The organism is Thiomicrorhabdus sp. Milos-T2 (genome assembly GCF_000702325.1).
GTDB lineage: Bacteria > Pseudomonadota > Gammaproteobacteria > Thiomicrospirales > Thiomicrospiraceae > Thiomicrorhabdus.
Genome location: NZ_KL370891.1, coordinates 1,013,163 through 1,039,333, shown reverse-complemented (window position 1 = coordinate 1,039,333; position 26,171 = coordinate 1,013,163). Strand labels below are relative to the sequence as shown.

At 38.5% G+C, this 26,171-nt stretch carries 24 protein-coding genes; 10 read left to right on the top strand and 14 right to left on the bottom strand.

Features of this window, described 5'->3' with window-relative positions; genetic code table 11:
• Window positions 1-12: 12 nt before the first annotated feature.
• On the top strand, window positions 13-2,376 hold the full coding sequence (locus tag BS34_RS0104605) for an ABC transporter permease (RefSeq protein ID WP_029407373.1): 2,364 nt from the start codon (window positions 13-15) through the stop codon (window positions 2,374-2,376).
• Between the two features lie 16 nt (window positions 2,377-2,392).
• Complete coding sequence (locus BS34_RS0104600; RefSeq protein WP_029407372.1) at window positions 2,393-3,616, top strand: efflux RND transporter periplasmic adaptor subunit; 1,224 nt, start codon at window positions 2,393-2,395, stop codon at window positions 3,614-3,616.
• A gap of 192 nt (window positions 3,617-3,808) precedes the next feature.
• Here the strand turns inward: BS34_RS0104600 and BS34_RS0104595 are convergent, their stop codons facing one another.
• A complete protein-coding gene (locus tag BS34_RS0104595; RefSeq protein ID WP_158660975.1) occupies window positions 3,809-4,735 on the bottom strand; it encodes an SMP-30/gluconolactonase/LRE family protein in 927 nt (308 codons plus the stop codon).
• A gap of 256 nt (window positions 4,736-4,991) precedes the next feature.
• Between BS34_RS0104595 and BS34_RS0104590 the strand changes: the two genes are divergently transcribed.
• Genes BS34_RS0104590 through BS34_RS0104580 form a run of 3 tightly spaced genes read left to right on the top strand, consistent with a single transcriptional unit; the run spans window position 4,992 to window position 8,290 of the window.
• Window positions 4,992-6,554 (top strand): FAD-binding domain-containing protein, encoded by a 1,563-nt coding sequence (locus tag BS34_RS0104590; RefSeq protein ID WP_029407370.1) that lies wholly within the window; start codon window positions 4,992-4,994, stop codon window positions 6,552-6,554.
• 27 nt (window positions 6,555-6,581) lie between these two features.
• Window positions 6,582-6,752, top strand: a complete 171-nt coding sequence (locus BS34_RS12815; protein ID WP_084151562.1) for a DUF2256 domain-containing protein — start codon at window positions 6,582-6,584, stop codon at window positions 6,750-6,752.
• Window positions 6,749-8,290, top strand: coding sequence for a cryptochrome/photolyase family protein (locus BS34_RS0104580; RefSeq protein WP_029407369.1), 1,542 nt, complete (start codon window positions 6,749-6,751; stop codon window positions 8,288-8,290). The genes BS34_RS12815 and BS34_RS0104580 overlap by 4 nt, the downstream gene beginning before the upstream one ends.
• A 16-nt stretch (window positions 8,291-8,306) precedes the next feature.
• On the opposite strand, the gene BS34_RS0104575 is transcribed toward BS34_RS0104580, so the two are convergent.
• From BS34_RS0104575 to BS34_RS12550, 11 genes are all read right to left on the bottom strand, one after another.
• The gene (locus BS34_RS0104575) at window positions 8,307-8,618 is read right to left on the bottom strand and encodes an NnrS family protein (protein ID WP_255327159.1); all 312 of its coding nucleotides are present in this window, start codon (window positions 8,616-8,618) and stop codon (window positions 8,307-8,309) included.
• A 71-nt stretch (window positions 8,619-8,689) separates the two neighbouring features.
• A complete protein-coding gene (locus tag BS34_RS0104570) occupies window positions 8,690-9,403 on the bottom strand; it encodes a DUF445 domain-containing protein (RefSeq protein ID WP_029407367.1) in 714 nt (237 codons plus the stop codon).
• A gap of 19 nt (window positions 9,404-9,422) precedes the next feature.
• Window positions 9,423-9,803: a holo-ACP synthase gene (gene acpS / locus BS34_RS0104565; protein ID WP_029407366.1), complete on the bottom strand. Its 381-nt coding sequence runs from the start codon at window positions 9,801-9,803 to the stop codon at window positions 9,423-9,425.
• Between the two features lie 8 nt (window positions 9,804-9,811).
• Window positions 9,812-10,561 (bottom strand): pyridoxine 5'-phosphate synthase, encoded by a 750-nt coding sequence (pdxJ, locus tag BS34_RS0104560; RefSeq protein WP_029407365.1) that lies wholly within the window; start codon window positions 10,559-10,561, stop codon window positions 9,812-9,814.
• Window positions 10,562-10,726: 165 nt separating this feature from the next.
• Entirely contained in the window at window positions 10,727-11,446 is a 720-nt protein-coding gene (gene recO, locus BS34_RS0104555; RefSeq protein WP_029407364.1) for a DNA repair protein RecO, read from the bottom strand.
• Between the two features lie 16 nt (window positions 11,447-11,462).
• The gene (gene era / locus BS34_RS0104550) at window positions 11,463-12,434 is read right to left on the bottom strand and encodes a GTPase Era (RefSeq protein ID WP_029407363.1); all 972 of its coding nucleotides are present in this window, start codon (window positions 12,432-12,434) and stop codon (window positions 11,463-11,465) included.
• Between the two features lie 36 nt (window positions 12,435-12,470).
• A complete protein-coding gene (gene rnc, locus BS34_RS0104545) occupies window positions 12,471-13,181 on the bottom strand; it encodes a ribonuclease III (RefSeq protein WP_051640682.1) in 711 nt (236 codons plus the stop codon).
• A gap of 1 nt (window position 13,182) precedes the next feature.
• The gene (gene lepB / locus BS34_RS0104540; protein WP_029407361.1) at window positions 13,183-13,953 is read right to left on the bottom strand and encodes a signal peptidase I; all 771 of its coding nucleotides are present in this window, start codon (window positions 13,951-13,953) and stop codon (window positions 13,183-13,185) included.
• Window positions 13,954-13,955: 2 nt separating this feature from the next.
• The gene (gene lepA / locus BS34_RS0104535) at window positions 13,956-15,761 is read right to left on the bottom strand and encodes a translation elongation factor 4 (protein ID WP_029407360.1); all 1,806 of its coding nucleotides are present in this window, start codon (window positions 15,759-15,761) and stop codon (window positions 13,956-13,958) included.
• Window positions 15,762-16,286: 525 nt separating this feature from the next.
• Entirely contained in the window at window positions 16,287-17,726 is a 1,440-nt protein-coding gene (locus BS34_RS0104530) for a DegQ family serine endoprotease (protein ID WP_029407359.1), read from the bottom strand.
• A 26-nt stretch (window positions 17,727-17,752) separates the two neighbouring features.
• Window positions 17,753-18,226: a SoxR reducing system RseC family protein gene (locus BS34_RS12550; RefSeq protein ID WP_051640681.1), complete on the bottom strand. Its 474-nt coding sequence runs from the start codon at window positions 18,224-18,226 to the stop codon at window positions 17,753-17,755.
• 248 nt (window positions 18,227-18,474) lie between these two features.
• Here BS34_RS12550 and nadB point away from each other — a divergent pair, with 248 nt between their 5' ends.
• The gene (gene nadB / locus BS34_RS0104520) at window positions 18,475-20,091 is read left to right on the top strand and encodes an L-aspartate oxidase (protein WP_029407357.1); all 1,617 of its coding nucleotides are present in this window, start codon (window positions 18,475-18,477) and stop codon (window positions 20,089-20,091) included.
• A gap of 19 nt (window positions 20,092-20,110) precedes the next feature.
• Here nadB and BS34_RS0104515 read toward each other — a convergent pair whose 3' ends face one another.
• Window positions 20,111-20,740: a CBS domain-containing protein gene (locus BS34_RS0104515; protein WP_029407356.1), complete on the bottom strand. Its 630-nt coding sequence runs from the start codon at window positions 20,738-20,740 to the stop codon at window positions 20,111-20,113.
• Between the two features lie 356 nt (window positions 20,741-21,096).
• Here BS34_RS0104515 and BS34_RS0104510 point away from each other — a divergent pair, with 356 nt between their 5' ends.
• The 3 genes from BS34_RS0104510 (at window position 21,097) to queD (ending at window position 23,462) form a co-directional block, all read left to right on the top strand.
• Window positions 21,097-21,699 (top strand): peroxiredoxin, encoded by a 603-nt coding sequence (locus BS34_RS0104510; protein WP_029407355.1) that lies wholly within the window; start codon window positions 21,097-21,099, stop codon window positions 21,697-21,699.
• 151 nt (window positions 21,700-21,850) lie between these two features.
• Window positions 21,851-22,753: a polyprenyl synthetase family protein gene (locus BS34_RS0104505; RefSeq protein ID WP_029407354.1), complete on the top strand. Its 903-nt coding sequence runs from the start codon at window positions 21,851-21,853 to the stop codon at window positions 22,751-22,753.
• A 331-nt stretch (window positions 22,754-23,084) separates the two neighbouring features.
• Entirely contained in the window at window positions 23,085-23,462 is a 378-nt protein-coding gene (queD, locus tag BS34_RS0104500; protein WP_029407353.1) for a 6-carboxytetrahydropterin synthase QueD, read from the top strand.
• A gap of 511 nt (window positions 23,463-23,973) precedes the next feature.
• Here the strand turns inward: queD and BS34_RS0104495 are convergent.
• Window positions 23,974-24,528: a chemotaxis protein CheW gene (locus BS34_RS0104495; protein WP_029407352.1), complete on the bottom strand. Its 555-nt coding sequence runs from the start codon at window positions 24,526-24,528 to the stop codon at window positions 23,974-23,976.
• A 443-nt stretch (window positions 24,529-24,971) separates the two neighbouring features.
• Between BS34_RS0104495 and BS34_RS0104490 the strand changes: the two genes are divergently transcribed.
• A complete protein-coding gene (locus tag BS34_RS0104490) occupies window positions 24,972-26,057 on the top strand; it encodes a CAF17-like 4Fe-4S cluster assembly/insertion protein YgfZ (RefSeq protein ID WP_029407351.1) in 1,086 nt (361 codons plus the stop codon).
• Window positions 26,058-26,171: the final 114 nt, after the last annotated feature.

Here is a 26,171-nt window from a genome sequence, read left to right as displayed (position 1 = left end):
TTGAGGTTAACCATGAATGCAATTGATATAAAGCTTTGGCGAGAGCTCTGGAATATGCGGATGCAAGCCATGGCAATTGCAATGGTCATTATCGGTGGTGTTGCTATTTTTATCACTTTTTTCAGTACTTACCACTCACTCTATGAAACTCGTGAAAATTATTATCAAGACAATCACTTTGCGGATGTCTTTGCCTCGTTAAAACGCGCGCCTATCTCATTGGTAAAACGTATTGAGGATATACCAGGTGTAGATAAAGTCGAAACCCGAGTAGTTACTTATGTAAACCTTGATATTGCTGGCTATGATGATCCGGTGAGCGGGCACATTATTTCTGAACCCGATAAGAAAAAGAGCCTGCTTAACCAAATCTACCTAGAAGATGGTCAGCCCTTAGAACCTAATCGTGATAATCAAATCATTATTAGCCAAGAATTTGCAGATGCCCACCAACTCAAACCCGGAGATAAACTTAAAGCAAATATCAATGGTCGCAATAAATCGCTGACTATTGCAGGCACTGGACTATCGCCCGAATATATCTATCAAATTGCACCTGGAGCAATGTTCCCTGACTATAAAAGTTATGGTGTTATGTGGATGGCTCGCACACCTTTAGCAAGTGCTTATGATATGACCGGTGCATTTAACGATATTAGTTTAACGGTAACTAAAGGCACCAACCTTCAAGATGTTATTGATGAACTAGATAACCTACTCGCCCCTTACGGGGGTATTGGCGCTTACTCACGAAAAGATCAACTCTCCAACCGTTATTTAAGCCAAGAACTTAAACAATTAAAAAATATGGCGACTCTATTTCCTATTATTTTTTTAGGGGTAGCCGCGTTTTTATTAAATGTTGTCATTAGCCGTTTAATTGCACTTGAGAGGGAACAAATCGCAACGCTTAAAGCCTTTGGTTATAGCAATATCGCTGTGGGCATGCATTACAGCAAGCTGGTGTTAATGATTGTTACTATTGGCGTAATACTCGGAATTGCTTTAGGTATTTGGATGGGAAAAGGTTTAAGCGGACTTTACATGAATATCTTTAGCTTACCTTATATGCATTATTTACTTAAACCAGAGGTCATTGCATCGGCTACCCTAGTGAGTTTTGGCGTTGCATTAATGGGCACGTTATATGCCGTAAATAATGCGATACGTTTATCACCTGCACAAGGTATGCGACCAGAACAACCGATGACTTATCGCCCAACGCTAATTGAAAAATTGGGAATACAAACGCACTTTTCTCAATCTTCTCGTATGATTTTACGCCATTTAGAACGCCATCCAGTTAAGTCTTTTTTAACAACGATTGGGATTAGTTTGGCCTGTGGAATTATGATGGTAAGTGGTTTTCAAAAAGGTGCGATTAATAAGATGTTAGACGTGCAATATAATATGAGCCAACACGAAGACTTAATGGCTTTATACACCGAGCCCACCTCAACCCGTTCACTTTATTCTGTAAAAAACATACAAGGCGTAGAATTAGCCGAGGGGTTTCGCAATATATCGGCTAACTTAACCTTTGAACACCGCTCTTATAGAACCTCTGTAAAAGGGGTTGAACCTAATCAAGTATTAACCAAATTGTTAGACAGTGAACTTAAACCCATTAAAGTGCCTGAGCAAGGTGTAATCATTACCGACTATTTATCACAGCAATTACATATAAAGGTTGGTGACACTCTTACCATAAAAGTTTTAGAGGGCAACCGCCCAATATTACAGGTCCCCGTGGTGGGTACTGCCAAAGAGTATTTAGGTCTCAATGTTTATATGCAACGCCACACTTTAAACAGACTGCTTAAAGAAGGCGATGTCATTTCAGGAACCTATTTAAAAGTAGATGAAAAATATCAAAAACAGGTCTATAAAGACCTAACCAATATGCCTAAAGTGGTGGGTGTAGTGGAACAAAAGTCGGCCATTAAAAGCTTTTACCAAACCATGAATGACACCATATTGCTCTTTAGCTTTGTTTCTACCTTATTGGGTGGAAGCATCGCTTTTGGTGTGGTTTATAACAGTATGCGCATTGCTTTATCCGAGCGTAACCGAGAATTGGCGAGTTTGCGAGTGCTAGGATTACGTCGTAGCGAAATTGCTTATATTCTTTTAGGTGAGCAGGCAATCATTACCCTATTTGCAATCCCCATTGGTTTTTTAATTGGTAACGGATTTTGTGCTTATCTTGCAATGAAGTTTGATAGCGATTTATATCGCATCCCTTTTGTTTTAGAAAACAATGTTTATGCCACTGCAGCACTAGTCGTGATTGTTTCATCACTACTTTCAGCCTTAATGATATGGCGAAATTTAGCGCACCTTGATATGGTAGCGGTATTAAAAGCCAAAGAATAAACTTGAGAAATTTACTATGAAGATGTCATTACGCAATACCCCCTTGTTTAATCACCCTGGCGTTTTAATTACGGTCGTTTTATTGATTGGATTACTTATTTGGGGATTTTGGCCTAAACCCATTATGGTAGAAACGACAACGGTAAAAAAAGCCCCGCTGACGATTACCATTCAAGAAGATGGAAAAACCCGCGTTATTGATCGCTATGTAATCAGTTCCCCAGTTAATGGCATGACCTGTCGCATGCATTTAAATGTAGGTGATAACGTCACTCAAGGGCAAAACCTTTTAGCCATAACCCCTCTTGAATCTCAAGTATTAGATGCCCGAAGCCGTGCACAAGCAGAGGCTCAAGTCATGGCTGCAAGAGCATCTTTACAATCAGCCAAACAACAAGCTATTGCTAGCCAAGCTACCGCTAAATTAGCACAAGAAAAAGTACAACGTTTTAAACCTCTTTTACAAAAAGGCCTTATTTCACAAGAAACTTTTGATGAAGCCAAAACTGCAACCATTACCGCAAATTCACAACAACGTTCAGCTAAGTTTGCTGTTGAAGTTGCTAACTTTGAACTACAAGCCGCACTTACCACGCTAGAATATTCGGCGGCTAAACCACAAAAACAAAACGTAGATCGTGTTGCCGTCAAATCGCCAATTACAGGTAAAATTCTAAAAGTCACCCGCCAATGCGAAGGCCCAGTAACAACCGGACAAGCGTTACTAGAAGTGGGAGATCCAACCGCCTTAGAGGTAGAGGTTGACCTACTCTCCGCTGATGCCGTTAAAATCAAACCCGGCATGACCGTACTCTTTGACCGTTGGGGCGGAGCTCAACCGCTTAAAGGTGTGGTTAAGTTAATAGAACCCATTGGATTTACAAAAGTTTCTGCGTTAGGTGTTGAAGAACAGCGTGTTTGGGTTATCTGCAGCTTTACCTCGCCAACCAAACAGTGGCAACGCTTAGGGGATGGTTACCGAGTAGAAGCCAAATTTATCTTATGGCATGAAGACAACGTACTGCAAATACCTGAAAGCGCGCTATTTCGTTATCAAAACGGCTGGGCTGTATTTAAAAAAGAAGCCAATAAAGCAATAAGACAGTCAGTTAACATTGGACAAAGAAATGGTTTAACCGTGCAAATATTAACAGGCCTGGTAGAAGGCGAAAAAATAATCAACCACCCTAGTGATGCGGTAGAAGATGGCGTAAATATTAAAGAACGTTCAACCCATTAATAAACAAATTGGCAGTCTTATTAAAGACATGCCAAAACCATTGCAAAGTTTGACGCATTTTAAAGCGGCTAATATTGAAGGACATGGGTGGTGGATAAAAGTTGATGATATAGTAAGTATGTAATACTTTAAAAAACCAAGTCATTCCATTGAATGCTGGGTTTCATATTAATTTTTTTAGTGCAAATAAAGCTATTTGTTTAATGGCTTAATCACTAATTCATTACCTTTAAACAATGGAATCAACACTCGATTGCGTTTTGTATCTAAACCAAGGTCTGCAGGAGATTTCAAGCCATCAATAACCTTAGTAACGCTTTTGTCTGAAGCAATACGATAAACCTTTGAAGTTTCCCAGCTTGAAGTAATAATCGAGCCATCATCAAGACTCAAAAGACCATCTAAACGACCCCCTTCTAAAGTCATTATTGATTGGGTTTCTCCTTTATCGTCCATAAAAACTAACTTACCACTACCGAATGTACCAATGATTACACCACCATTATGTGCGGCGATACCATTGGGTTTATTAAGCTTTGTAGTTTTAACCAGTGTAGAAACTTGACCATCTAAACCAATTTGATAAATTGCGTCTGTTCCCGAGCTTTTAAACCCTGGAGCAACCCCCATGTCGGTTACATACACGCTATTTTGGTCGGCCATCGATAAACCATTTAAAAAGCTAGCACCTTCAACAGCAATATCTGCTAACTGCTTACCCGATGGCAAATCAAATACACGTAATTTATCAATATCTGCAATCAACAATCGATTGCCCATGATTTGCATCCCTTTTGGCGCATTTAAAGCAATGTTTGTTGCCGCTCCATCTAACCACTTAAGCTCAAGTACATCACCGTCTGGAGAGATTTTAGAAATAAAACCGTTATCATCTTTAGCAAAGGGGCTGCCATTAATATTAGCCACTAAATAAACATCTTCACCTGCATAATATTCAACCGATTCTGGTGTTGCAAAGCCGACATCGCTCACATAAATTGGCGCACCACTGGCGGTGTTTTCTGAACCCGCAAAAGCTAAATGCATTGGTGCGGCTAAACCTAAAAAAGCCACGGCAAATAGCGCTGATAAAGAACTGAACTTAAATTTCGAACCCATTTTTTGACCCCCTGATTTATATAAAAAGTCGTGATTAAAATACACTTTAAACAGTTTAAATGCGCCATTAAATAACAAGACTTCAAAGAAAGTTTAGCACGCCTATATCAATTAATAAAACGCTATTTAAACAACCTTTGTAAAACTATGGTATAAATAAAGTATAATTATTGTACTTTTCTTTTACAAGCACACGGTTTGTGGATTTTTAAAAGGCAAACCCTGAGTAATTCGCCATAACGCTAAGATGACCACCATGACAAAACCGACTATACAACTTGTTTGGTTTAAAAGAGATTTACGCACCGTGGATCACGCACCTCTTTATATGGCTGCACAAAAAGGCTTGGTTCTGCCTATTTACATTTTTGAACCTGAACTATGGTCGCAAAAAGATGCCAGTCTTCGCCATTGGCGGTTTGTTCAAGACTGCTTAATCGAACTAAACCATGACTTAAGCCGATTGGGACAACCTTTAATCCAATTGTATGGCAACGTGATTGATGTATTTAAACAACTCAAGAGTCACTACCAAATTTCAGGCGTTTGGAGCCACCAAGAAACGGGCAACTTATGGAGTTATACTCGAGACCAAAAGCTTATTACCTGGTTAAAGAGCCACGACATTCCCTGGTATGAATTTAAACAACACCCTATTCATCGAGGTAAAAGCCAGCGTGATTATTGGCAAAGCCAGGCTAACCATCATTTTAACCAGGCCTGCTTACCGGAACCAGAAGCGTTACCTTTTGTTCAAGAACAAACTACCCTACCAAATTATTTGTTATTACCCTCTGCAATTTGTGAACAAGAGCAAATACAAAAAGGTGGGCGCTCCCTGGGTTTAAAGCTATTGCAACGTTTTCTGACCCAGCGAGTAGGTCACTATCTTTTTGATATCGCCAACCCCATAAAAGCACCACAAAACTCCTCACGGTTAAGCCCACACTTAACGTGGGGTTCTCTGTCTATCCGAGAAGTTATTCAAGCGGCACAATTTAGGCAAACTCAAGCCCCTGTTAATCAACAACGTGGGTTAACAGCCTTTATTTCAAGGTGTTTTTGGCAAAGTCATTTTATGCAAAAACTCGAAACTGAACCCCAGATGGAAAAGCACTGCTTGCACGCTGCTACTGAAAATTTGCGACTAGACAACCCTAGTGCAGGTGAGTTCTTGCAGGCCTGGTTAGAAGGTCAAACTGGCGTACCTATGATAGATGCTTGTATGCGAAGTCTAAGAGTCACTGGATGGTTACCTTTTAGAATGCGTGCGATGGTGGTGTCGTTTGCAAGTTATCAACTTTGGATAGATTGGCGTTTAATCGCGCCACCTTTAGCTCAACTCTTTACCGATTATGAACCTGGTATTCATTACAGCCAAATTCAAATGCAGTCTGGTACTACAGGGATTAATGCCATGCGTGTTTACAGCCCGTTAAAACAAGGTAAAGATCATGACCCTTTGGGTCTCTTCATTAAAACCTGGTGCCCAGAATTACAAGCCGTACCAGTGGAATACATTCACCAACCTTGGACTATGCCAATTGAGTGGCAAAGCCATTTTGGGGTTTTTATTGGTCAAGACTATCCTGCACCCTTGGTAGACATTGATGAGAGCGCAAAACGAGCTAAAAACAAACTGGCTACTCTGCGTAAAGATCCCAATGCCAGACAACAAGCTAAAAGCGTTTTTATAACCCATGGTAGCCGTGCTAAAAGGCCGAAAAAAACACCTTCTAAAACGCCCAAAAGTAAAACTACCAGGCCTGGTAACACTGCGAAACAAGCCGTTCCAGATAATCAGTTAAGCCTATTTTAAAGGGGCATTAGTGAGCCGTTACAAAAAATGAAAGGTATCAAAAAACAGAACCTTCCCAGCAAACTCTGCCCTATTTGCCAGCGCCCTTTTGTATGGCGTAAAAAGTGGGCAAAAGATTGGGAAAATGTCATCTATTGCAGTGAAAAATGTCAACGCAGTGCCAAACAAATTCGTCGTCAAATCCAGGAAAAACCATGAATAAAATCCGTAATCTTTGCATTGTATTGGGCGACCAACTCAATTTAAATTCCGCTCTATTTGATGAATTTGACCCAAACCAAGATTTAATTTGGATGGCTGAGGTTATTGAGGAAAGTACACATGTAAAATCACACCCTCAGCGTATCGCTTTGTTCTTAAGTGCTATGCGTCATTTTGCAGAACGTCTTCAAGATAAAGGCTGGCCTGTTCATTACCTCGCACTATCAAAGAAAAACAACCAACATCCATTCAATTTAGCGGATAGTTTAAGTGAATTTTTATCCAAAAATTCCGTTAAAAACATCCAAGTGGTTTTACCGGGAGATTACCGAGTTTTAAAGCAGTTAAAAACAACTGCCAATCACTTTGAACACAAACTTAATGTTTTAGCTGATCGCCATTTTATAAGCCTTCCAGGAGAGTTTAGTAAATGGATGTCGCAGCGTAAAAAACCTGTTATGGAATACTGGATTCGCCACCTGAGAAAGCGCACTGGCATATTAATGGAGAATGGCAAACCTTGCGGTGAAAAATGGAATTTTGATGCTAAAAACCGCGGTAGTTTTGGTAAAAAAGGCCCAGGCCTGGTCGTTGAAGCGCCAACATTTCGTAAAGATAAGATTACTCAAGAAGTTCTAGAGTTAGTAGATGATTTATTTGCCAATCATTCAGGCAGCTTGAAAAGCTTTAATTGGCCCGTGACTCACCAAGAAGCACAACAAGCTTTAGCCGATTTTATTGAAAACCGTCTAGCACTCTTTGGGCAATATCAAGATGCGATGTGGTTTGATGAACCTTTTCTCTATCATTCATTATTATCGAGTAGCTTGAATCTAAAACTAATCTCACCACTTGAAGTCATTAAAGCTGCCGAACAGGCTTATCATAATGGCGATGCTCCTATTGAAGCAGTTGAGGGTTTTATACGTCAAATTTTGGGTTGGCGAGAATTTGTACGAGGACTCTACTGGCATGCTATGCCAGAGTGGAAAACATGGAATCATCTAGATGCAAAACAAAAGCTACCCTCTTTCTACTGGACAGGTAAAACCGATATGCTCTGTTTACAACAATCTATATCGCAAGTTTTAGAGCATGGTTACGGCCATCACATTCAACGTTTAATGGTGACCGGCCTGTTTGCACAGCTTTGGGAAACCAATCCGATTGAAGTGCATGAGTGGTATTTGGGGATGTATGTAGATGCGGTTGAATGGGTTGAACTACCAAATGTAATGGGTATGAGCCAATATGCCGATGGCGGTTTTATGGCGAGTAAACCTTATGTTGCCACAGGAAAATACATCCAAAAAATGAGCCCTTATTGTAGTCAGTGCCCTTACAAACCAGAAGAATCCATTGGAGATAAAGCCTGCCCATTTACTACTTTATATTGGGCTTTTTTGCTCAAACACGAAACCGAATTTAGCCAACACCCAAGAATGGCTTTACAAATAAAGCATCTTGCGAATATGGATAATAAAAAACGTACAGCAATTCAACAGCGCGTGGAGTTTCTTAGAAAATCCCTTTAGCTATATCAAAATTCCGCTATAACAAAATTCCGCTATTTTTCACCGGGCTTGGTTTAGTTAAAACTGGCCAATATGCAATACTTAAGAGCATAAAACGAATTGCCCAACCCCATTGGCTAAGATGCATCCATAAAACATAGTGGTTAGCATCAACAAGCGGAAATACCACCCGAACAATCGCCGTAATGGTTAACAAAGCAAAGACCATAATCACTATTTTAGGGGGTTCAAAAACATTTCTATTGGTATGCCCTAGAGATATTCGAGCCATTATAGATGAACACAATAAACCAATACCTCCTGTGGCTAAAGCACAGAATAGAGAAATCAGCCAAGCCTAAACAAGTTGGCTGAATTTATGAAGTGAAAACCTTCTTTGTAAGGATGTTTTACTGAGTTTTACAATGGCATCATGATAAAAAAGCTAGAAAGTAGACCAATTAAACCACCAAAAATACCACCCCAAACTACTAACCAACCCAAATGTTGCTTAATCATTTGTTGTACCATTTCTTTTACTAATTGAGGTGTTAACTCCTGTAAACGAGCCTCAATAATATCAGCTACTTTGGTTTGAATATCGGCCATTACATCGGGTTGGTCTAGCTCTTCTTGTAACATTTGGTGAAAATCATCGGTTTGTGTCATTTCAATTAATGAGCTTTTCATATTAGAAATGAAAGGTTCTTTTAGAGGTGTTAAGGCCTCCTCACCGCCAAACATAGATAACATAGAGCCAAAGGAGGAGTTCATAATCACTTCAACAAGACGGTCATAAGATGGCGATAAATCGACTTTTTCAATAACCGGTTTAAGTTCAAATTTAGCATTTTGTGCGCTACCGGCTACAAATTTATCAATATTCTCTTTGCTGAAAAACTGCTCCATCATTAAGGTTTTAATCGCGGCTTTAAACTCTTCAAAACGATTTGGAATCACGCCAGAACCTACCAGGCCTGGTACTTTTTCAAACAGCATATAAACCGCTAACCAGTTGGTTAAAGCACCTGAAAGTGCAAATAAACCAAACATCAATAAATAAGTATTTTCAAACATATAACCTAAAAGCAGTAAAACTAGAGCCGCTAAATTAGTCACTAATGATTTATTCATACAATAAACTCCCAAATATTCAACGCTGTTCTGCAATCACAAAAGCAACGGTGTGATGCTTTTCATCACTAATACTAATTGCCCAATCGGTAATGCAGAGTTCATTTGATTTTTCTAGGGTTGAACCTTCCAAAAATAAAATAGGTTGACCACTATCTTTATGGCCAACCGTCATGTCTTTAAAACGAACGCCTTGAGCAATCCCCGTTCCTAACGCTTTAGAAACGGCCTCTTTTAATGCCCAGCGTTTTGCTAAAAATCGCTCTGGGTAGAGCTGATTTTCAAACTCAGTTAACTCAGCTTTTGAAAGCAAACGCTCAGCAAATGCAATTCCTTGCTTATCATAGACTTTAGCAATTCGCTCAACATCAACAATGTCTGTACCTACACCCACAATCATCGTAAAACTTAATCTTGTAAGTAAGCGTTTTGACGAGCTTCAACCATTAAACGCTTCATTTCACGAATCGCGTCAGGAAGACCTGAATAAATGGCTTGCGCAATAATTGCGTGGCCGATATTAAGCTCTTCGATTTCTTTCATAGCGGCAATGGGCTGTACATTATGATAATGCAAACCATGCCCTGCATTGACAACTAAACCAATACTATTTCCGTAAGTGGCGGCTTTTTGAAGTCGTTCAATCTCTGCCTCAACATCGGCAGGATTTTCTAAGTCAGCATAAGTCCCTGTGTGTAATTCAATAACGGGTGCGCCAACTTCTTTTGCAGCTGCAATTTGTGTTTCGTCAGGATCAATAAACAGCGATACACGGCAACCTGCTGCAGCTAAACGTGAACAAACCTCGGTTAACCAGGCTTTTTGTCCTGCTACATCCAAACCACCTTCAGTCGTTAATTCTTGACGTTTTTCAGGTACTAAACAGACATCCTCTGGTTGCTGTTCAATAGCGATTTTTACCATCTCTTCTGTTGCAGCCATTTCTAAATTTACTTTGGTTTGACGCATTGCTGAAATTTGCACAACATCGGCATCTTGAATATGACGGCGGTCTTCACGTAAGTGTAATGTAATACTGTCAGCCCCGGCCATTTCTGCATCTAGCGCAGCTTTAACAGGATCGGGATAACGAGTTCCGCGCGATTGACGTAAAGTAGCAACGTGATCAATATTCAAACCTAAGTAAATCGGATTCATTTAATTTCCTTAAAAATAGTATGAGACTACTGCACGAGGCCATAAAAAAACAAAAAGGCTAAAATTTCACTTTTTTGATGGCTTGTGCAAAAGTTTCTGAGTGTAGAAAAAAGCGTAGAGTATTATCGCTAATTGTTCACAAAATAACATTGAAAATTAATGAATTTAGTTGAATAATTCTCGTGTCATAATCGGTTTATCGCCTAAATATAATGCTAAAACCGCTCTAAACAAACGCTTAAGCTGCGGCAAACAGTCCTCACAGTAACGCATCTCTTGTAATGCCAATAAACAATCACCTTGAATTAATACGCCTTGCTGTTCAGAGTCATTCTGCAATAACACGGCACCTTGTTGCGGATAATATTGGTAGGTAGATTCAGCTAATATCGCTTGTTGATGAACATCTTGTTCACATTGCAAGCCATGCCCCATTTCAGTAAGTAGTTGAAATTCAAATTGACGTAACGACCAGGCCTGGTCAGCTCGATTTTTAGAAGCTAAAAGCTGATAGAGGGTTTGTTGATACACATCAAATAAGGCTTCGGTAGCCACCTGCGGGAAAAGTAGACGGTAGAGGAGTTCGTTAACGTACAAACCACAAATATTGGTTTCCGCCTGCAGGGGAAAACGTAAGGTTGAAAGTTCAATTTGTTGAATATTGAGTAAATCGCTGGCGTTATTTGCTTTTTCTCGCCATTGTAAGGTCAACTGTTGAAAGGGTTGCAATATAGCGGTTTTTTGAGAAGCCGTTTTACGTCCACCTCTAACCCCTCTGACAACCCCATTAACTTTGCCATATTCAGGAGTAAAAAAAGTGACTAAAGCACTAGTCTCTCGATAAGGACGCGAATGTAAAACAAAGGCAGGCTGTTCTATTTGCATAGAATCAGGTGCTCACTTAACTAGAATAGTTGTCATCGTAGCCTAAACTGGCTAAAGCACGTGCATTGTCAGACCAGTTTTCTTTGATCTTAACCCACAACTCTAAATGAACTCGGCCATCTAATAACGTAATTAAGTCTTTACGTGCTTGGATTCCCATCTGTTTGATTAATTCGCCCTTTTTACCGATAACAATCTGTTTTTGACCTTTACGCTCAACCAAGATTAGTGCATTAATTAACCAACGCTCCTCTTCTTCATCGTACTTAAACTGTTCAATCTCAACAGTGGAACCGTAAGGAACTTCTTCCCCTAAGGTTCGCATTAGTTTTTCTCGAATAATTTCAGCCGCTAAAAAACGCTGAGAGCGATCCGTGACATACTCTTCTGGAAAAATTTTATCTTGATGAGGTAGGTATTTTAAAACTTCTTTTTTAATTAAATCTAAGCCACTTTTTTTATAGGCTGAAATAGGAATTAAGGTGTCCATTTTGACCCTTTCACCCACTTTTTGTAAAAATGGAAAAAGGTCTTCTTTATTTTTGTAGTTATCAATTTTATTCATCAAAACGACTACAGGGACATCAATACACGCCAATTTTTTGGCTACCGCATCGTCTTCTTTTGTCCACTTTCCAGCTTCCACCACAAACAGAATGACATCTACATCGGCAAATGCACTATTGGCAGTTCGGTTCATATAGTCATTAATTGATTTCTCGCCACCTAAGTGCATACCTGGCGTATCTACATAAATAATTTGATGCTCGGCAGTGGTATAAATACCATGAATACGGTGACGTGTCGTTTGTGGCTTATGCGATGTAATACTCAGTTTCTGACCAAGCATTTCATTCATAATGGTCGATTTTCCAACATTTGGCCGACCAATTACAGCAGCAAAACCGGCTTGGTATGCGTTATTTTGGTTATTATCCGCGTCACTACCAGCTAAGATTTTTTCTAAAGACAATTCATTATCAGACATGTTTTTCTCATTTTAATCAAATGGTTATTTGATTAATTATAGTTCGCCAAGCGCTTCTAAAGCAATTTCTGCGGCTTTTTGTTCAGCTTTACGACGGTTAGTGGCAATCGCTTCAAACTTAGAATTCAGTTTTCCTACATAACAAGAAACGGTAAATTCTTGATTATGAGCAGCGCCATTAACACTAATAATGCTATATTCTGGTAAGTCTTCGTTTTGCGATTGTAGGTATTCTTGTAGGCGTGTTTTGGGATCTTTACCCACTTTTTTAGGGTCAAGGACTTGTAAACGTTTTTGATAAAAACGACTGACTAATTGACGGCAAGCATCTAGACCACCATCTTCATAAACTGAAGCAATAATGGCTTCTACCGAGTCCGCAATAATTGAATCACGTCTAAACCCACCACTTTTAAGTTCGCCAGGGCCTAATACTAGATAATCACTTAATTTGTATTCACGACCGATAACCGCTAAGGTATCGCCTTTAACTAAGTGAGCACGTACACGACTCATATCGCCTTCAGGTAAACGGTTAAACTGATGAAACAGGACATCAGCAATCATAAAATTAACCAGACTGTCTCCTAAAAATTCTAAACGCTCATTGTTGATAGCGCCCATACTGCGATGGGTTAAAGCATGCTGTAATATTGAAATATCATTAAATTGGTAACCCAATTTTTTGGATAGTTGCTCTAATTTAGCAAGACGCTCAACTGAGAGCTTACCGTTTGACTTAGCCATATTAGTGAATTCCTGTACCTAATCGATTTAGATGTAACTTATGGTCCCAGTTCATCCAAATACCAAACGCTTTCCCTTTGAGGTTTTTCTCAGGAACAAACCCCCAAAAACGGCTATCATTACTGTGATCACGGTTGTCACCCATCATAAAGTAATGACCTTCGGGTACGGTAACGGTATCCATATTTCGTGAAGATTTATCCATATCCAGCAGAATATTATGAACATTACCATCATCAAACGTTTCTTCAACCACAGAGGCGCCATTCATAACTGCACTTGACTCGGTTCCATGATATTTGCCAATAAATTTTTGTGGTACCACTTTACCGTTAATAAAAAGTGTTCTATCAACGTAGGTAATTTTGTCGCCTGGCAGACCAATAACACGTTTAATGTAATCAACATCGGGATCATTTGGGTATCTAAACACCACTACATCTCCACGCTCAGGTTCAGAGGTAGGAATAATTTTAGTTTGCAAAACCGGCAACTTAACACCATAGGCAAATTTATTAACCACAATAAAGTCACCAATTTGTAGTGTTGGATACATTGAACCCGATGGAATTCTAAAAGGTTCAATAATGAATGAACGCAATACCAGTACCACTAAAAATACTGGAAAAAGAGAACGAGCATATTCAATTAACATGGGTTCTTTGTCAGGCATCATTGCCGACAAACGTTTGGGACGCCAAACCACTCTATCCACATAAGTAATCACACCGGTGACAGCGGTTACAATCACTAAGATTAACTCAAAGCTCATAATTAAGACTCTCCTGTGTCTAATATCGCTAAGAAGGCTTCTTGCGGCAACTCTACACTACCGATTGATTTCATGCGCTTCTTACCTTCTTTTTGTTTTTGTAGTAATTTCTTCTTACGAGAAACATCACCACCGTAACATTTTGCCGTTACATTTTTGCGTAATGCTTTTACATTTGAACGACCAATAATTTTACCGCCAATGGCGGCTTGAATGGCAACGTCAAACATTTGACGAGGAATGACATCTTTTAATTTTTCAATAATGACTTTTCCACGTTGGGTCGCAAAGCTTCGGTGAGCAATGACCGCTAAAGCATCCACTTTTTCGCTATTGATCATAAAGTCTACACGTATTAGATCATCAGCTTGAAAACACTTAAACTCGTAATCCATCGAAGCATATCCACGGCTACAAGATTTTAAGCGGTCAAAGAAATCTAACACCACCTCGTTTAGTGGGAGTTCATAATTAATCGAAACTTGGCCACCTGAATATTGCATATCTTTTTGAACACCGCGTTTCTCAATACACAACTTCATTACTGAGCCCACATATTCATTAGGGACTAAAATATTGGCTTGTATAATCGGTTCACGAATCTCTTGAATAACACCCGCATCTGGCAGTTCAGATGGGTTATCAATAGTGATAACATCCCCCGCTTTAGTAAGAACTTCATAAATTACCGTAGGAGCCGTTGTGATTAGGTCAATATTGTATTCACGCTCTAAACGCTCTTGAATAATCTCCATGTGCAACATGCCCAGGAAACCACAACGGAAGCCAAAACCTAAAGCCTCTGAGGTTTCTGGTTCAAAATGTAACGCGGCATCATTCAAGCGTAATTTGCGCAAAGACTCTCGCAAGTCTTCATATTGGTCAGATGAAATGGGAAATAAACCGGCAAATACTCTAGGTTGTGCTTCTTTAAAACCGGGTAAAGCTTCAACTTCTGGCTGAGTAGCATCAACTAACGTATCCCCAACGGGTGCACCGTCAATATCTTTGATGCCCGAAATCACGTACCCAACTTCACCAGCGGATAGCGATGGCATTGATTTACGTTTTGGAGTAAAGATTCCCACATCATCTACCAAATAAACTTCTTTAGTCGACATCACCTTCATTTTGGTTTTTTTACCAATTTTACCGTCAATCACTCTAACTAAAGAGACAACACCTAAGTAGTTATCAAACCATGAATCTATGATTAAGGCTTTTAATGGTGCATCAGGATCACCTTTTGGAGCCGGAATTTTGGCAACAATCTCTTCTAAAGTTTCTTCAATACCAATACCAGACTTAGCACTTGCGCGAACAGCATCAACCGCTTCAACACCTATAATTTCTTCAACTTCTTCAATCACGCGTTCTGGATCAGCTGCTGGCAGGTCAATCTTATTAAGAACAACCAAAACCTCAAGGCCTTGTTCAATAGCCGTATAACAGTTAGCAACGGTCTGTGCTTCTACCCCTTGAGAGGCATCCACAACCAATAAAGCGCCCTCACAGGCGGCTAAAGAACGGGAAACTTCATAAGAAAAATCTACGTGTCCAGGAGTATCGATAAAGTTTAATTGGTAGGTTTCACCATCTTTGGCTTTATACTCCAAAGTAACACTTTGTGCCTTAATAGTAATACCCCGTTCTTTTTCAATATCCATTGAATCAAGAACCTGAGCTTCCATTTCTCTATCAGTCAATCCTCCACATAAGTGAATAAAACGATCTGCAATGGTCGATTTACCATGGTCAATGTGCGCAATAATCGAAAAATTTCGAATATGTTTTAAACTGTCTGACATTTAAGCTCCAACTCAATCTTAAAAACCCATTTTTTAGGGGCTCTACCATTTTAATTTACTTATTCGTGCAATCACCTTGCAAATAATATCCAGCAATGGTCTTCACTAGTAAATTAATGAGACCTTTGTACCCAAGGGCATAAATACGAGATAGGTGCGAAAGAAAAATGAGAGAAAATTTTCCTGATTGCGGCGGAAAACGCAGGGAATAGCTAGCTATTCGCAAGTTTTTCAACAAAAATCGGGTAAATTTTAACCATTTTCACTCGCGCATACTCTCGTGCAAAGGTCTCTTAAAGAAAAAAATACTACAAAAAAAGGGGCCACTGCCCCTTTAAATTCAACCTTGCTAAATTATAAGTATTCGCAAGGTTGATTTGGTTATCAATGAATGGCGGGTATTTTACGCTAATTTAAGGTTTTTCGCATTGATAAATCTTAGCGATGACTTAACTTAACCTCAAATATAACTTAACCACCTTTTTTATGAGTTATTACCTATTTACCATCACTGTAAAACCTCAATTAATCTAGTATTAATGGTAAGAATAATGAACGGTTTTTTCTAACCACTCTAACCGGTAATGAATGCCCTTTTGGTAAAGTTTTCATTAGTTTTTTAAGCCCAGAAGCACTTTTAACAGGTTTAAAATCAATCGTAACAATGATGTCTCCAGATTGAATTCCTGCTTTTTTAGCTGGACCACCCTGAACATCAGTGACAACCACACCAAATGGTAGACCTAATGATTTTAAATCCTCTTTACTAAGTTCTTTAACCAAGGCACCTAATCGATTATCGCTATAGGCTTTACCACTGGCATTGGCAGCAATATCATCCGCATTATCCAACGAAGAAAGTCTGACCGTAAAGAACTTCTCTTTACCTTGGCGTAAGACTTTAACCTTAACCTTTTTAGTAATGGGTGTCATACCCACAATAGGCGGTAAGTCCGAAGATTTTTTAATTGCCTTACCATCAAATTCTAAAATAATATCTCCAGATTCAATCCCTGCTTTTTCCGCAGCAGTATCTGGATAAGTTTGTCCAACTAAAGCCCCTTGTGGTTTAGCTAAACCAAATGATTTCGCTAAATCATTTGTTACTTCCTGAATTTGTACACCTAAATAACCTCGTGTGACTTTTCCTTTGCTTTTAAGTTGCTGCACAACATTCATAGCAATATCAATAGGGATTGAAAAAGATAGCCCCATTGAACCACCTGTTTTACTATATATTTGAGAGTTTATACCAACAACTTCGCCATCTAAGTTAAAAAGTGGACCTCCAGAGTTACCCGGATTAATGGGAACATCGGTTTGAATGAATGGTACGTAAGTATCGTCAGGTAACGCACGACCTAATGCACTAATAATCCCGTGAGATGCGGTAAAATCCAAACCAAATGGTTCGCCTATTGCCAATACCCATTGACCGACTTTTAATTCGTCTGAATTACCAATTTTTGCATAAGGAAGATTTTTTGCATCAATTTTGATCAAGGCAACATCCGTTCTTGGATCCGTACCAATGACCTTGGCAACTAACTCTTTGCGATTTCGCATTCTTACAATAATTTCATCAGCCCCTTCAACAACATGGTTATTAGTCAAAATATAACCGTCTGCACTGATAAGAAAACCAGAACCCAGTGAGTGAGATTCTTCTTTATGAGGTTGTTCAGGAACATTCCCCCTTGGCTCGCCTTTAAACTGCGGCATGCCAAAAAAGTGACGTAATAAATCTTCAGGCATACCTCTAAACTGAGGCATAGCAGCTCTCTCAACCATTTTGGTAGTACTAATATTGACGACACTTTGATTAGTATCTTCAACAAGCTGACTAAAATCAGGCAAACCGAATTTGTTAGCTTGAGACGTATAACTATTCGCATAGCTATTAATAGGCTGAAGAACCACTAAAGCACTAATTAAAACGCTAAAAAGCAGGGATAATTTTTTCATTATTAAATGATCTCCTAATTTAATTTTTAAGTTGATATTGCAATGACCTTACTTAATTCTGGCATAACGGGTTTATAAATTTTTCGAGTTAACCACCAACCTAAGTACAACCCTAAAAAGCCACCAAAAATTGCCGACAACTCTGCCTGGCCTGGTGTTAGCATTAATAAATGCAAAGCTATTTTAGAAAAGCCAATTGCAAAAACAAACAGACCAATTAATGGTAATCCATATGCCATGAACGAATGTTGAAGCAATCGTGACTCATCTAATACTAATTCAACCGTATCACCCATATGACATTCAATTCGATTTTTAACTCTAATTGGTGCTTTACTGGTTGAGGTAAATAGCTTTGCCAAGGCTGATGTTCCACAACCCGATTCTGAAGAGCAACCCGAACAACCGGTGGTTCTTTGAGTTTGAACAAGCACATGGTCACCTTCTATTCCAACCACAATCCCTTGCTCACGCAAAATATGACTATCTTGATTTTCCATTCTATTCCTAAAATTTTAAACGGTGACAAAGACGATCTTAGTTCGTAATAATTCTTGGTTTTTAATAAGGACGACAATTCTTAATTTCAACATTAACATTGTTTTATATAAAACAATCTGGTCATTACAAACCTTTTAAAATAAATATTCACCTTCAAGAAAGATATTCTTCAATATAATATCGGTATTAACAACGATCGGTATTAACAACGATTTAAACTCTTTAGTTTTACTTTTAAGGAAATAATTTGCCAGCTCCATCTAACACATTAACCACCGACATTCTTATTATAGGCAGTGGAATTGCAGGCCTATCACTTGCCCTAAAACTTGCTGAAGAACATAAAATTACCGTACTTGCAAAAGGCTCTTTAAGCGAAGGCAGTACTAATTACGCACAAGGTGGAATTGCTGGAGTATTAGACCCTTTTGATAGCATTGAAGCCCATATTTCCGACACTCAAATTGCAGGTGCAGGTCTTTGTGATCCCAAAGCCGTTGCCATTGTTGCATCACATGCTACAGAATCAATTCAAGAGTTAATTGACTTAGGTGTCCCCTTTAGTCTGGATAATGAAAAGCCCAATAACCACGAAGCAGGTGACTTCCCTTTTCACTTAACGCAAGAAGGTGGGCACAGCCATAGACGCGTGATACATGCCGCTGACCACACAGGGCAATCTGTTTTAAGCACCTTAATTAAAAGAGTTAAAAGCCACCCTCACATCACATTATTACCTGAACATATGACTATTGATTTGATTAAAAATAAGCGTCAAAACCGATGTATTGGTGCTTATGCTCTTAATCAAACCGACAGTAACATTATTGCGATTTCATCTTTATTCACGGTGTTAGCTACGGGGGGAGCAAGTAAGGCCTACCTATATACCAGTAATCCAGACACTTCAACAGGTGATGGCATTGCCATGGCTTGGCGAGCGGGCTGTAAGATTGGAAATATGGAATTTAATCAATTTCACCCTACTTGCCTTTACCACCCTAAAGACCGTTCGTTTTTAATTAGTGAAGCCGTTCGCGGTGAAGGTGGAATTTTAAAACTCCCCAATGGCAAACCCTTTATGCAGCAATACCATGAGAGTGCCGATCTTGCACCAAGGGATGTTGTTGCCAGAGCCATTGACCAAGAGATGAAAAAACATGGTGTAGATTGTGTCTATTTAGATATTACTCATAAACCGGCTAGTTTTTTGAAAAACCATTTTCCAACGATTTACGAACGTTGTAAAAAAATTGGTATTGATATCACCAAAGAACAAATACCCGTAGTGCCTGCGGCTCACTATACTTGCGGAGGCATCGTTACCGACCTTGAAGGCAAAACCAGTTTAGATGGCCTTTATGCCATTGGTGAAACCGCATACACAGGATTACATGGAGCGAATAGACTAGCCAGTAATTCCTTAGCGGAAGGTTTAGTATTTGCCAAAATGGCACAACAAAGTATTAAAAACACCTTTGATAACCAAGAGCTAAAGCATAAAAATGTCATTCCATGGGATAGTAGTGGAACAACCGAACCGAAAGAAAAAATACTCGTGAGTCATGACTGGGACGAATTACGTCGAGTTATGTGGGATTATGTGGGTATTGTTAGAACAAACAAACGCTTAAAAAGAGCACGTCAAAGAATCCGTAATTTACACAAAGAAGTCGATGAATATTACCGTCAACACACGCTTAATCGCGACTTACTCGAACTTAGAAATTTAGTACTTGTGTCTGAACTCATCGTGATTAGTGCTCAAAAACGTAAAGAAAGTCGCGGGCTTCACTATAATTTAGATTATCCACATATACACAAAATACCTAAACCAACCATATTAAAACCCAAACTAGGGTAATCAACTTTAAGATTAAATATTAAGTGTAAATTTCAATTGGCGGCTCTTTAGCTAGTCGCCTAATTAAATCACTCTCAGTAACAATTCCAATAATTTGATGATACTCGCTCATAATAACAAGCGCATCTATTTGATATTGATTTAACGCTTGTGCAACATGGCGAATATCGGTATCTAAGTTAGTGGTTACCACTTCAGTATGCATAACATCAACCACCTTTTCGGGTTTAACCCCTTCTAACTCACCAGATTTACCCACAATAATCCTAGTTAACAAATTTTCTTGAGAACACATTCCTACCAATTCAGCATTATTTAAAACTGGTAAGTGTTTAATTTTTTTGCTGTGCATAATTTGCCAAGCCTCTTCCAAAGAAGCATTCACATTAATTGTGACAACCGGCGAAACCATTACTTCTGCAACCTTAACAACAGCTTTACCTGAAGATGTTGATTGATTTTGTTTATAAGCGTTTAACGCACTGTTTTTTGGATTACTCTGAGATTTAGACTCAATATCAGTTTTTAAAGCCCCTAACTCAGACTGTTCAACCTTATTTATTCGCTTAGCTGGATCAACCTTAAGCACAGGTAAATTTTGCACAGCTCCAATAAAGCTTTGCCCTTCAGGGCTATAGACTATAAACATATTTTCACTCTCAAAATCGTAAACTAGAATTCACTAAAAATTAACGCACTGTTGATTTGTCAAAAATCATCTACCTATACAAACCGTGGATTCAAGTAATAACCGCAATTTTTAATTTAAACTCAAAAAAACTTTCTTGCTAAAAAAACGCCTTCTTATTTAGAGTATATCGACTGCAAATCATACAAACTTAAAGAAAATAAATTTCTCTATGTTAAATACTAAGCCTTAACCGCCAATAAACAATAAAATCAAACTCAAATTTATCCATAATTTAACTAGAATAAGACCCACCAATTGACTATACTATTTGGGTTAAAAAACTCGAAATCACTCACTAAAATAAGGATAATACTATGTCAGTTCTTGTCACTAAACAGGCTCCAGACTTTACTTCAGCTGCGGTTTTAGCAGATGGTTCTATTGTTGATGACTTTAATCTAAAAAGCCACATTGCTGGTAAATACGCAGTTGTTTTCTTCTACCCATTAGACTTCACATTTGTATGTCCTTCTGAAATTCTTGCCTTTGACCACCGTGTTGAAAAATTTAAAGAGTTAGGAACTGAAGTTGTAGGTATCTCTGTAGATTCTCAATTCACTCATAATGCTTGGCGTAATACTCCTGTTAATCAAGGTGGACTTGGTCCAGTTAAATTCCCTCTAGTAGCAGACCTTGGTGGTTCTATTATGGAAGCATACGGAATTGTTCACCCTGGTAATGTTGCTTTACGTGGTGCTTTCTTAATTGATACTGATGGTGTTGTTCGTCACCAAGTTGTTAATGATTTACCACTTGGTCGTAACGTTGATGAAATGGTTCGTATGGTTGAAGCTCTAAAATTCCACGAAGAAGTTGGTGAAGTTTGTCCAGCTGGTTGGAACAAAGGCGATTCAGGAATGAAAGACACTCCTGATGGTGTTGCTGAATACCTAAGCGAGCACTCTGACGAACTATAATTTCGTTAAAAGCTGAATGCTCAACATTAATGTATTAAAATATATCCATTAATTAACAGCATTTTTTGTAAAGGTTTAAAGCTTATCTGCTTAAAACTTTGCACTGATAAAAAGGCCGTCTATTAGACGGCCTTTTTTATGGAGAAGATTTTTGCTAGACCAACTAATCCAATATCAAGAACGTGTTAATCAAGCCTTAACACACCATTTACGGTTCTTTGCTAAGCAACAAAAAGATAGCTTAACAATCGATACTACAAATAACCTATTCCCCGCTATTGAATATGCAACACTAAACCAAGGAAAACGTCTGCGACCTGCATTAATTTATGCAGTAGCTGAAGCCTTGGGGATTCCTTTAAATAAAGTGGATGCTGCAGCCTGTGCTATTGAACTGATTCATAGCTATTCATTAGTGCATGATGATTTACCAGCAATGGATAATGATGACTTGCGCCGTGGGCAACCTACCTGCCACATAAAATACGATGAAGCGACGGCAATTCTGGTAGGCGATGCTCAACAAACTTTAGCGTTTCAAATTTTAGCAGAAGACAAAAATTTAGCTCCTTCTCAAACCATAGAAATGATTCGTTTACTCTCTCTCGCTAGCGGTCCTTTAGGAATGATTGGCGGCCAGGTATTAGATATTCAAGCCGAAGGTAAGTCGATTAGCTTGCAACAACTCAAAGCACTGCATTATCTAAAAACAGGAGCGCTAATTCAATGCGCATTACTAATGGGGGCTACCGCTTCTCCAAACTACACTACTATTCAACCAGGCCTGGTTAAATTAGGAGAATTGATTGGTCTAGCCTTTCAAGTTCAAGACGATATTTTGGATATCGAAGGCGATACCGATACTTTAGGCAAACCTCAAGGTAGTGACATCGCACTCGACAAATCAACCTACCCCAAATTACTCGGTTTACAACCAGCTAAAGAATATAGAGACGATTTAATTACACAAGCCAAAAAAGAACTCTCTATTTTAAAGCTAAAAAGTCCGTTCTTAATAACATTAATAGAGTACATTGCCGCTAGAAAACATTAACTGATCAATAAATTGAAGATTAAAGAAGTTAAGAAAAATCTTAGCTTTCAAAAAGTTAGCTTTTAATCGTTAATCATTTTAGTTATAATCAGCAACCTCTCGCAGCAAGGCTTAAAATACAACTATTTGTGTAGCGAGATTTTGCAAGAGTCGATATATTTATTAGGTTAGAATTTATAAGGCTAGAATTCTCTGAATTAGTTTAAAGAATTCTTTTATTTCTTTCTTACATCTTTCTTGCATCACCAACTCGAACAAAGGTTTCATCTTACTAGCTGACCTCTTAACGGGTGGTAAAACTTTATTAAAAACTGAGAAGATTGACTCTATTATGGCCCAAACATTTGTTTTAAAAACATTACTTGATTTCGCTGCTGCTCATAGCCTAAAAGGTTATCCTGGTGACTGTGCAAAACTTCATGGCCATAACTGGAAAATTGAAGTGCAAGTAGCGGGTTCTCAACTTAATGAAATTGGCATGGTAATCGATTTTAAAGAGATTAAAGGTCATGCAAAGGAAGTCGTAAAAGAGCTAGATCATACCTTCTTAAATGACCACCCACATTTTAAAGAACTAAATCCTACTGCTGAAAATATTGCTGTCTATCTCTATAAAGAGATCGAAAAAAGAATTAAAAGCCCTGAAGTCAACATGCACAGCCTAACCGTCTGGGAAAATGATCGTAACTGTGTGACCTATTCTGAGTAGTATTTGGTAACAGAAATCTTTGCAAGATTCGATAATGATTAAATGCAATAATACAAAAAAGCCGATTCAGATTGAATCGGCTTTTTGCTTTTAAAATTTAAAAAATTGAACTAAAGCTGGCTGGACAACAATAAAGTACTATTCCAATTTAATATCCAATCGTAATGAGATTTGAATTATTTTTCACTTTTTGATGCTTAATATTGAAACTTGGACAAACGCCATAAGTCCCCTTGTAATAAATGGTGCAAAGTTCTTAGTGTAGTGAACGGTAAAAAAATGCTGCTGTTTGAGCGAAGCGAGTTCAGCATTTTCAGTTCACAAGCTTAGAACTTGCCTATTTATGGAGTGGGGTTTGTTTTTTGGTTACTTTTTGCCAAATTGCAAAAAGTAACGGGAAGCCTGAGTGACAAAATTTAAGGCAAAGGCTTAATATTTAATAGGCTTCTCAATCTCGGTGCTGTCTGACTAAGACTAAGTTTTTACATTTAAACCTATTGAGAATATGTTGTTAACCATTTCCAGACGGCATATTTTCTGCATTAGCGACAATATCATCAATTAACCCATCAGCGGCAAGCTTGTCTAAATCAACCACAACAACCATTCGCCCTTTATCAGACAAATTTTGTTCAGCCGTGCCCATTTGTGCCGCACTACTTTGACCTTGACTATCTTTAATTGTGGTTAACCCTAAAATATATTGGCTATGCATAGAATTGGAAATATCAGGTGGATCTTGTAAGTTATTAATATCAAACTGATGAACATCAGACACCGCATCAACCACTAACCCAACCACTCTTTCACCTTGAGACGTTAAAACATGAACAACAATAACCACCGTAGTGCCATCATAGCTCACTTTTAATTTAAACTTTTCTCTTAAATCTATAATGGGAACAACCGTTCCTCTAAGATCAACAACGCCTTTTACATAAGGCGGGACATTGGGTAACGGGTTTGGTGATACCCAACCTCTAATTTCTTGAACACGAAGAATTTCTACCGCAAATTCTTCTTTACCAATAATAAAGGTTAAAAATTCTTGTTTAGAACTTGACACAGGTTGTCTCCATTTTACCTAATCTCTCCCTAAACATAAGGAGCTTACATACGCTTGAAGAGTATTATTAACGTTAATCTAAACGTACAGTTTTTATTTTATACTACTGTGTCATACTAAAAAGCTAAATTAAATTCATCTAGAGACCTTTGCACGAGATAGGTGCGAAAGAAAAATGAGGTAAAATTTGCCTGATTGCGGCGGAAAACGTTGGGAATAGCTAGCTATTCGCAAGTTTTTCAACAAAAATCAGGTGAATTTTAACCATTTTTACTCGTGCATACTCTCGTGCAAAGGTCTCATCTACATTAAAAAATTATATTTGACGAATTTTTGCTATAAGACACTTTGCTATAATATTCTACAAATTCTACACGCAAGAAATACGCCAAGATATTTTATTACGGTATCATATGCATCAAATACAAATTAAGGACAATAAAATGACAACACCAGCTTCTTTAAGCCCTATTTGGTCTGAATTTCTAACCTCTCAAAATGCTCAGTTTGATGAACAAGGCAAAATTTGCAGTTTTGGCCAACCTGAACTTGAACGTTTTATCATCAAAAATGGCCCCGTTGTCACTAGCTTAACGCACCAAGCTTTGATTCGAGTCTCAGGCAGTGAAGCGCTAACATTTTTACTAGCGCAGCTAACAAGTGATGTGAATTTAGTCAGTGATAATCAGGCACAGTTCTCCGCTTATTGTGACCCAAAAGGTCAAGTGCTTGCCAACTTCTTAGTGTTTAAGTACCAAGGTGATTACTACCTTAATTTTGATGGTTCCTTAAGAGAGTCCATCCTTAAACGTTTAACCATGTTTGTTTTACGTTCTGATGTAAAACTAACCGAGGTTTCACAAGAATTAATTCAAGTTGGTTTTGCTGGCGAATTTGGTGATTTAGACATACAACGTCGTTTAAGCACAAAAGTTAAAGATATTTTTGAGTCTGGCATGATTGAGCTAGATGATATGCAAGATGTGTTAGTGGTTAAAGTACCCGGCCCGTATCATAAATATGCTTTATTTGGCCCTGCTGAACAGATGAAGTTAGCTTGGAAAAAAATTCGTGATAATGCGGATGTTACCAACAACTATGACTGGAATCTCTTAAATATTGCCGCTGGCGTGCCTGAAGTTACTGCGGCAACAAGTGCACAGCTAACGGCTCAGTTTTTTAACTTAGATAAGTTTGATGCCATTAACTTTAAAAAAGGCTGTTTTCCAGGACAAGAAATCATCGCCCGAATTCATTATCGCGGTAAAGTCACAAAACGTATGTTACGTATTCACTTAAATGAGGTCGTTTCATTATTGCCTGGCGACAACCTGACATTAAAAGACAAAAATGAAAAAGCCTATAAGCTAATGGTTGTGAATGCAAACCCAGATATTTTTAACGGTACTTTATGTCTAGCGATAGGGACATTAAAGCCTTTAGAATCTGTAGAAGGAGACCTATTTACAGAGTCTGGAGAAGCGGCCACGATTGAACCATTGCCATACAGCATTACTGATGATGAATAAATCGTGAACTTTTCAATAATGGAATGAGAAAGAAAAATACGGTTTTGATAATCAACAACAATCTTTATCCTTAAAAAATAAAACCCCACTTATCCTTTCAGATAAGTGGGGTTT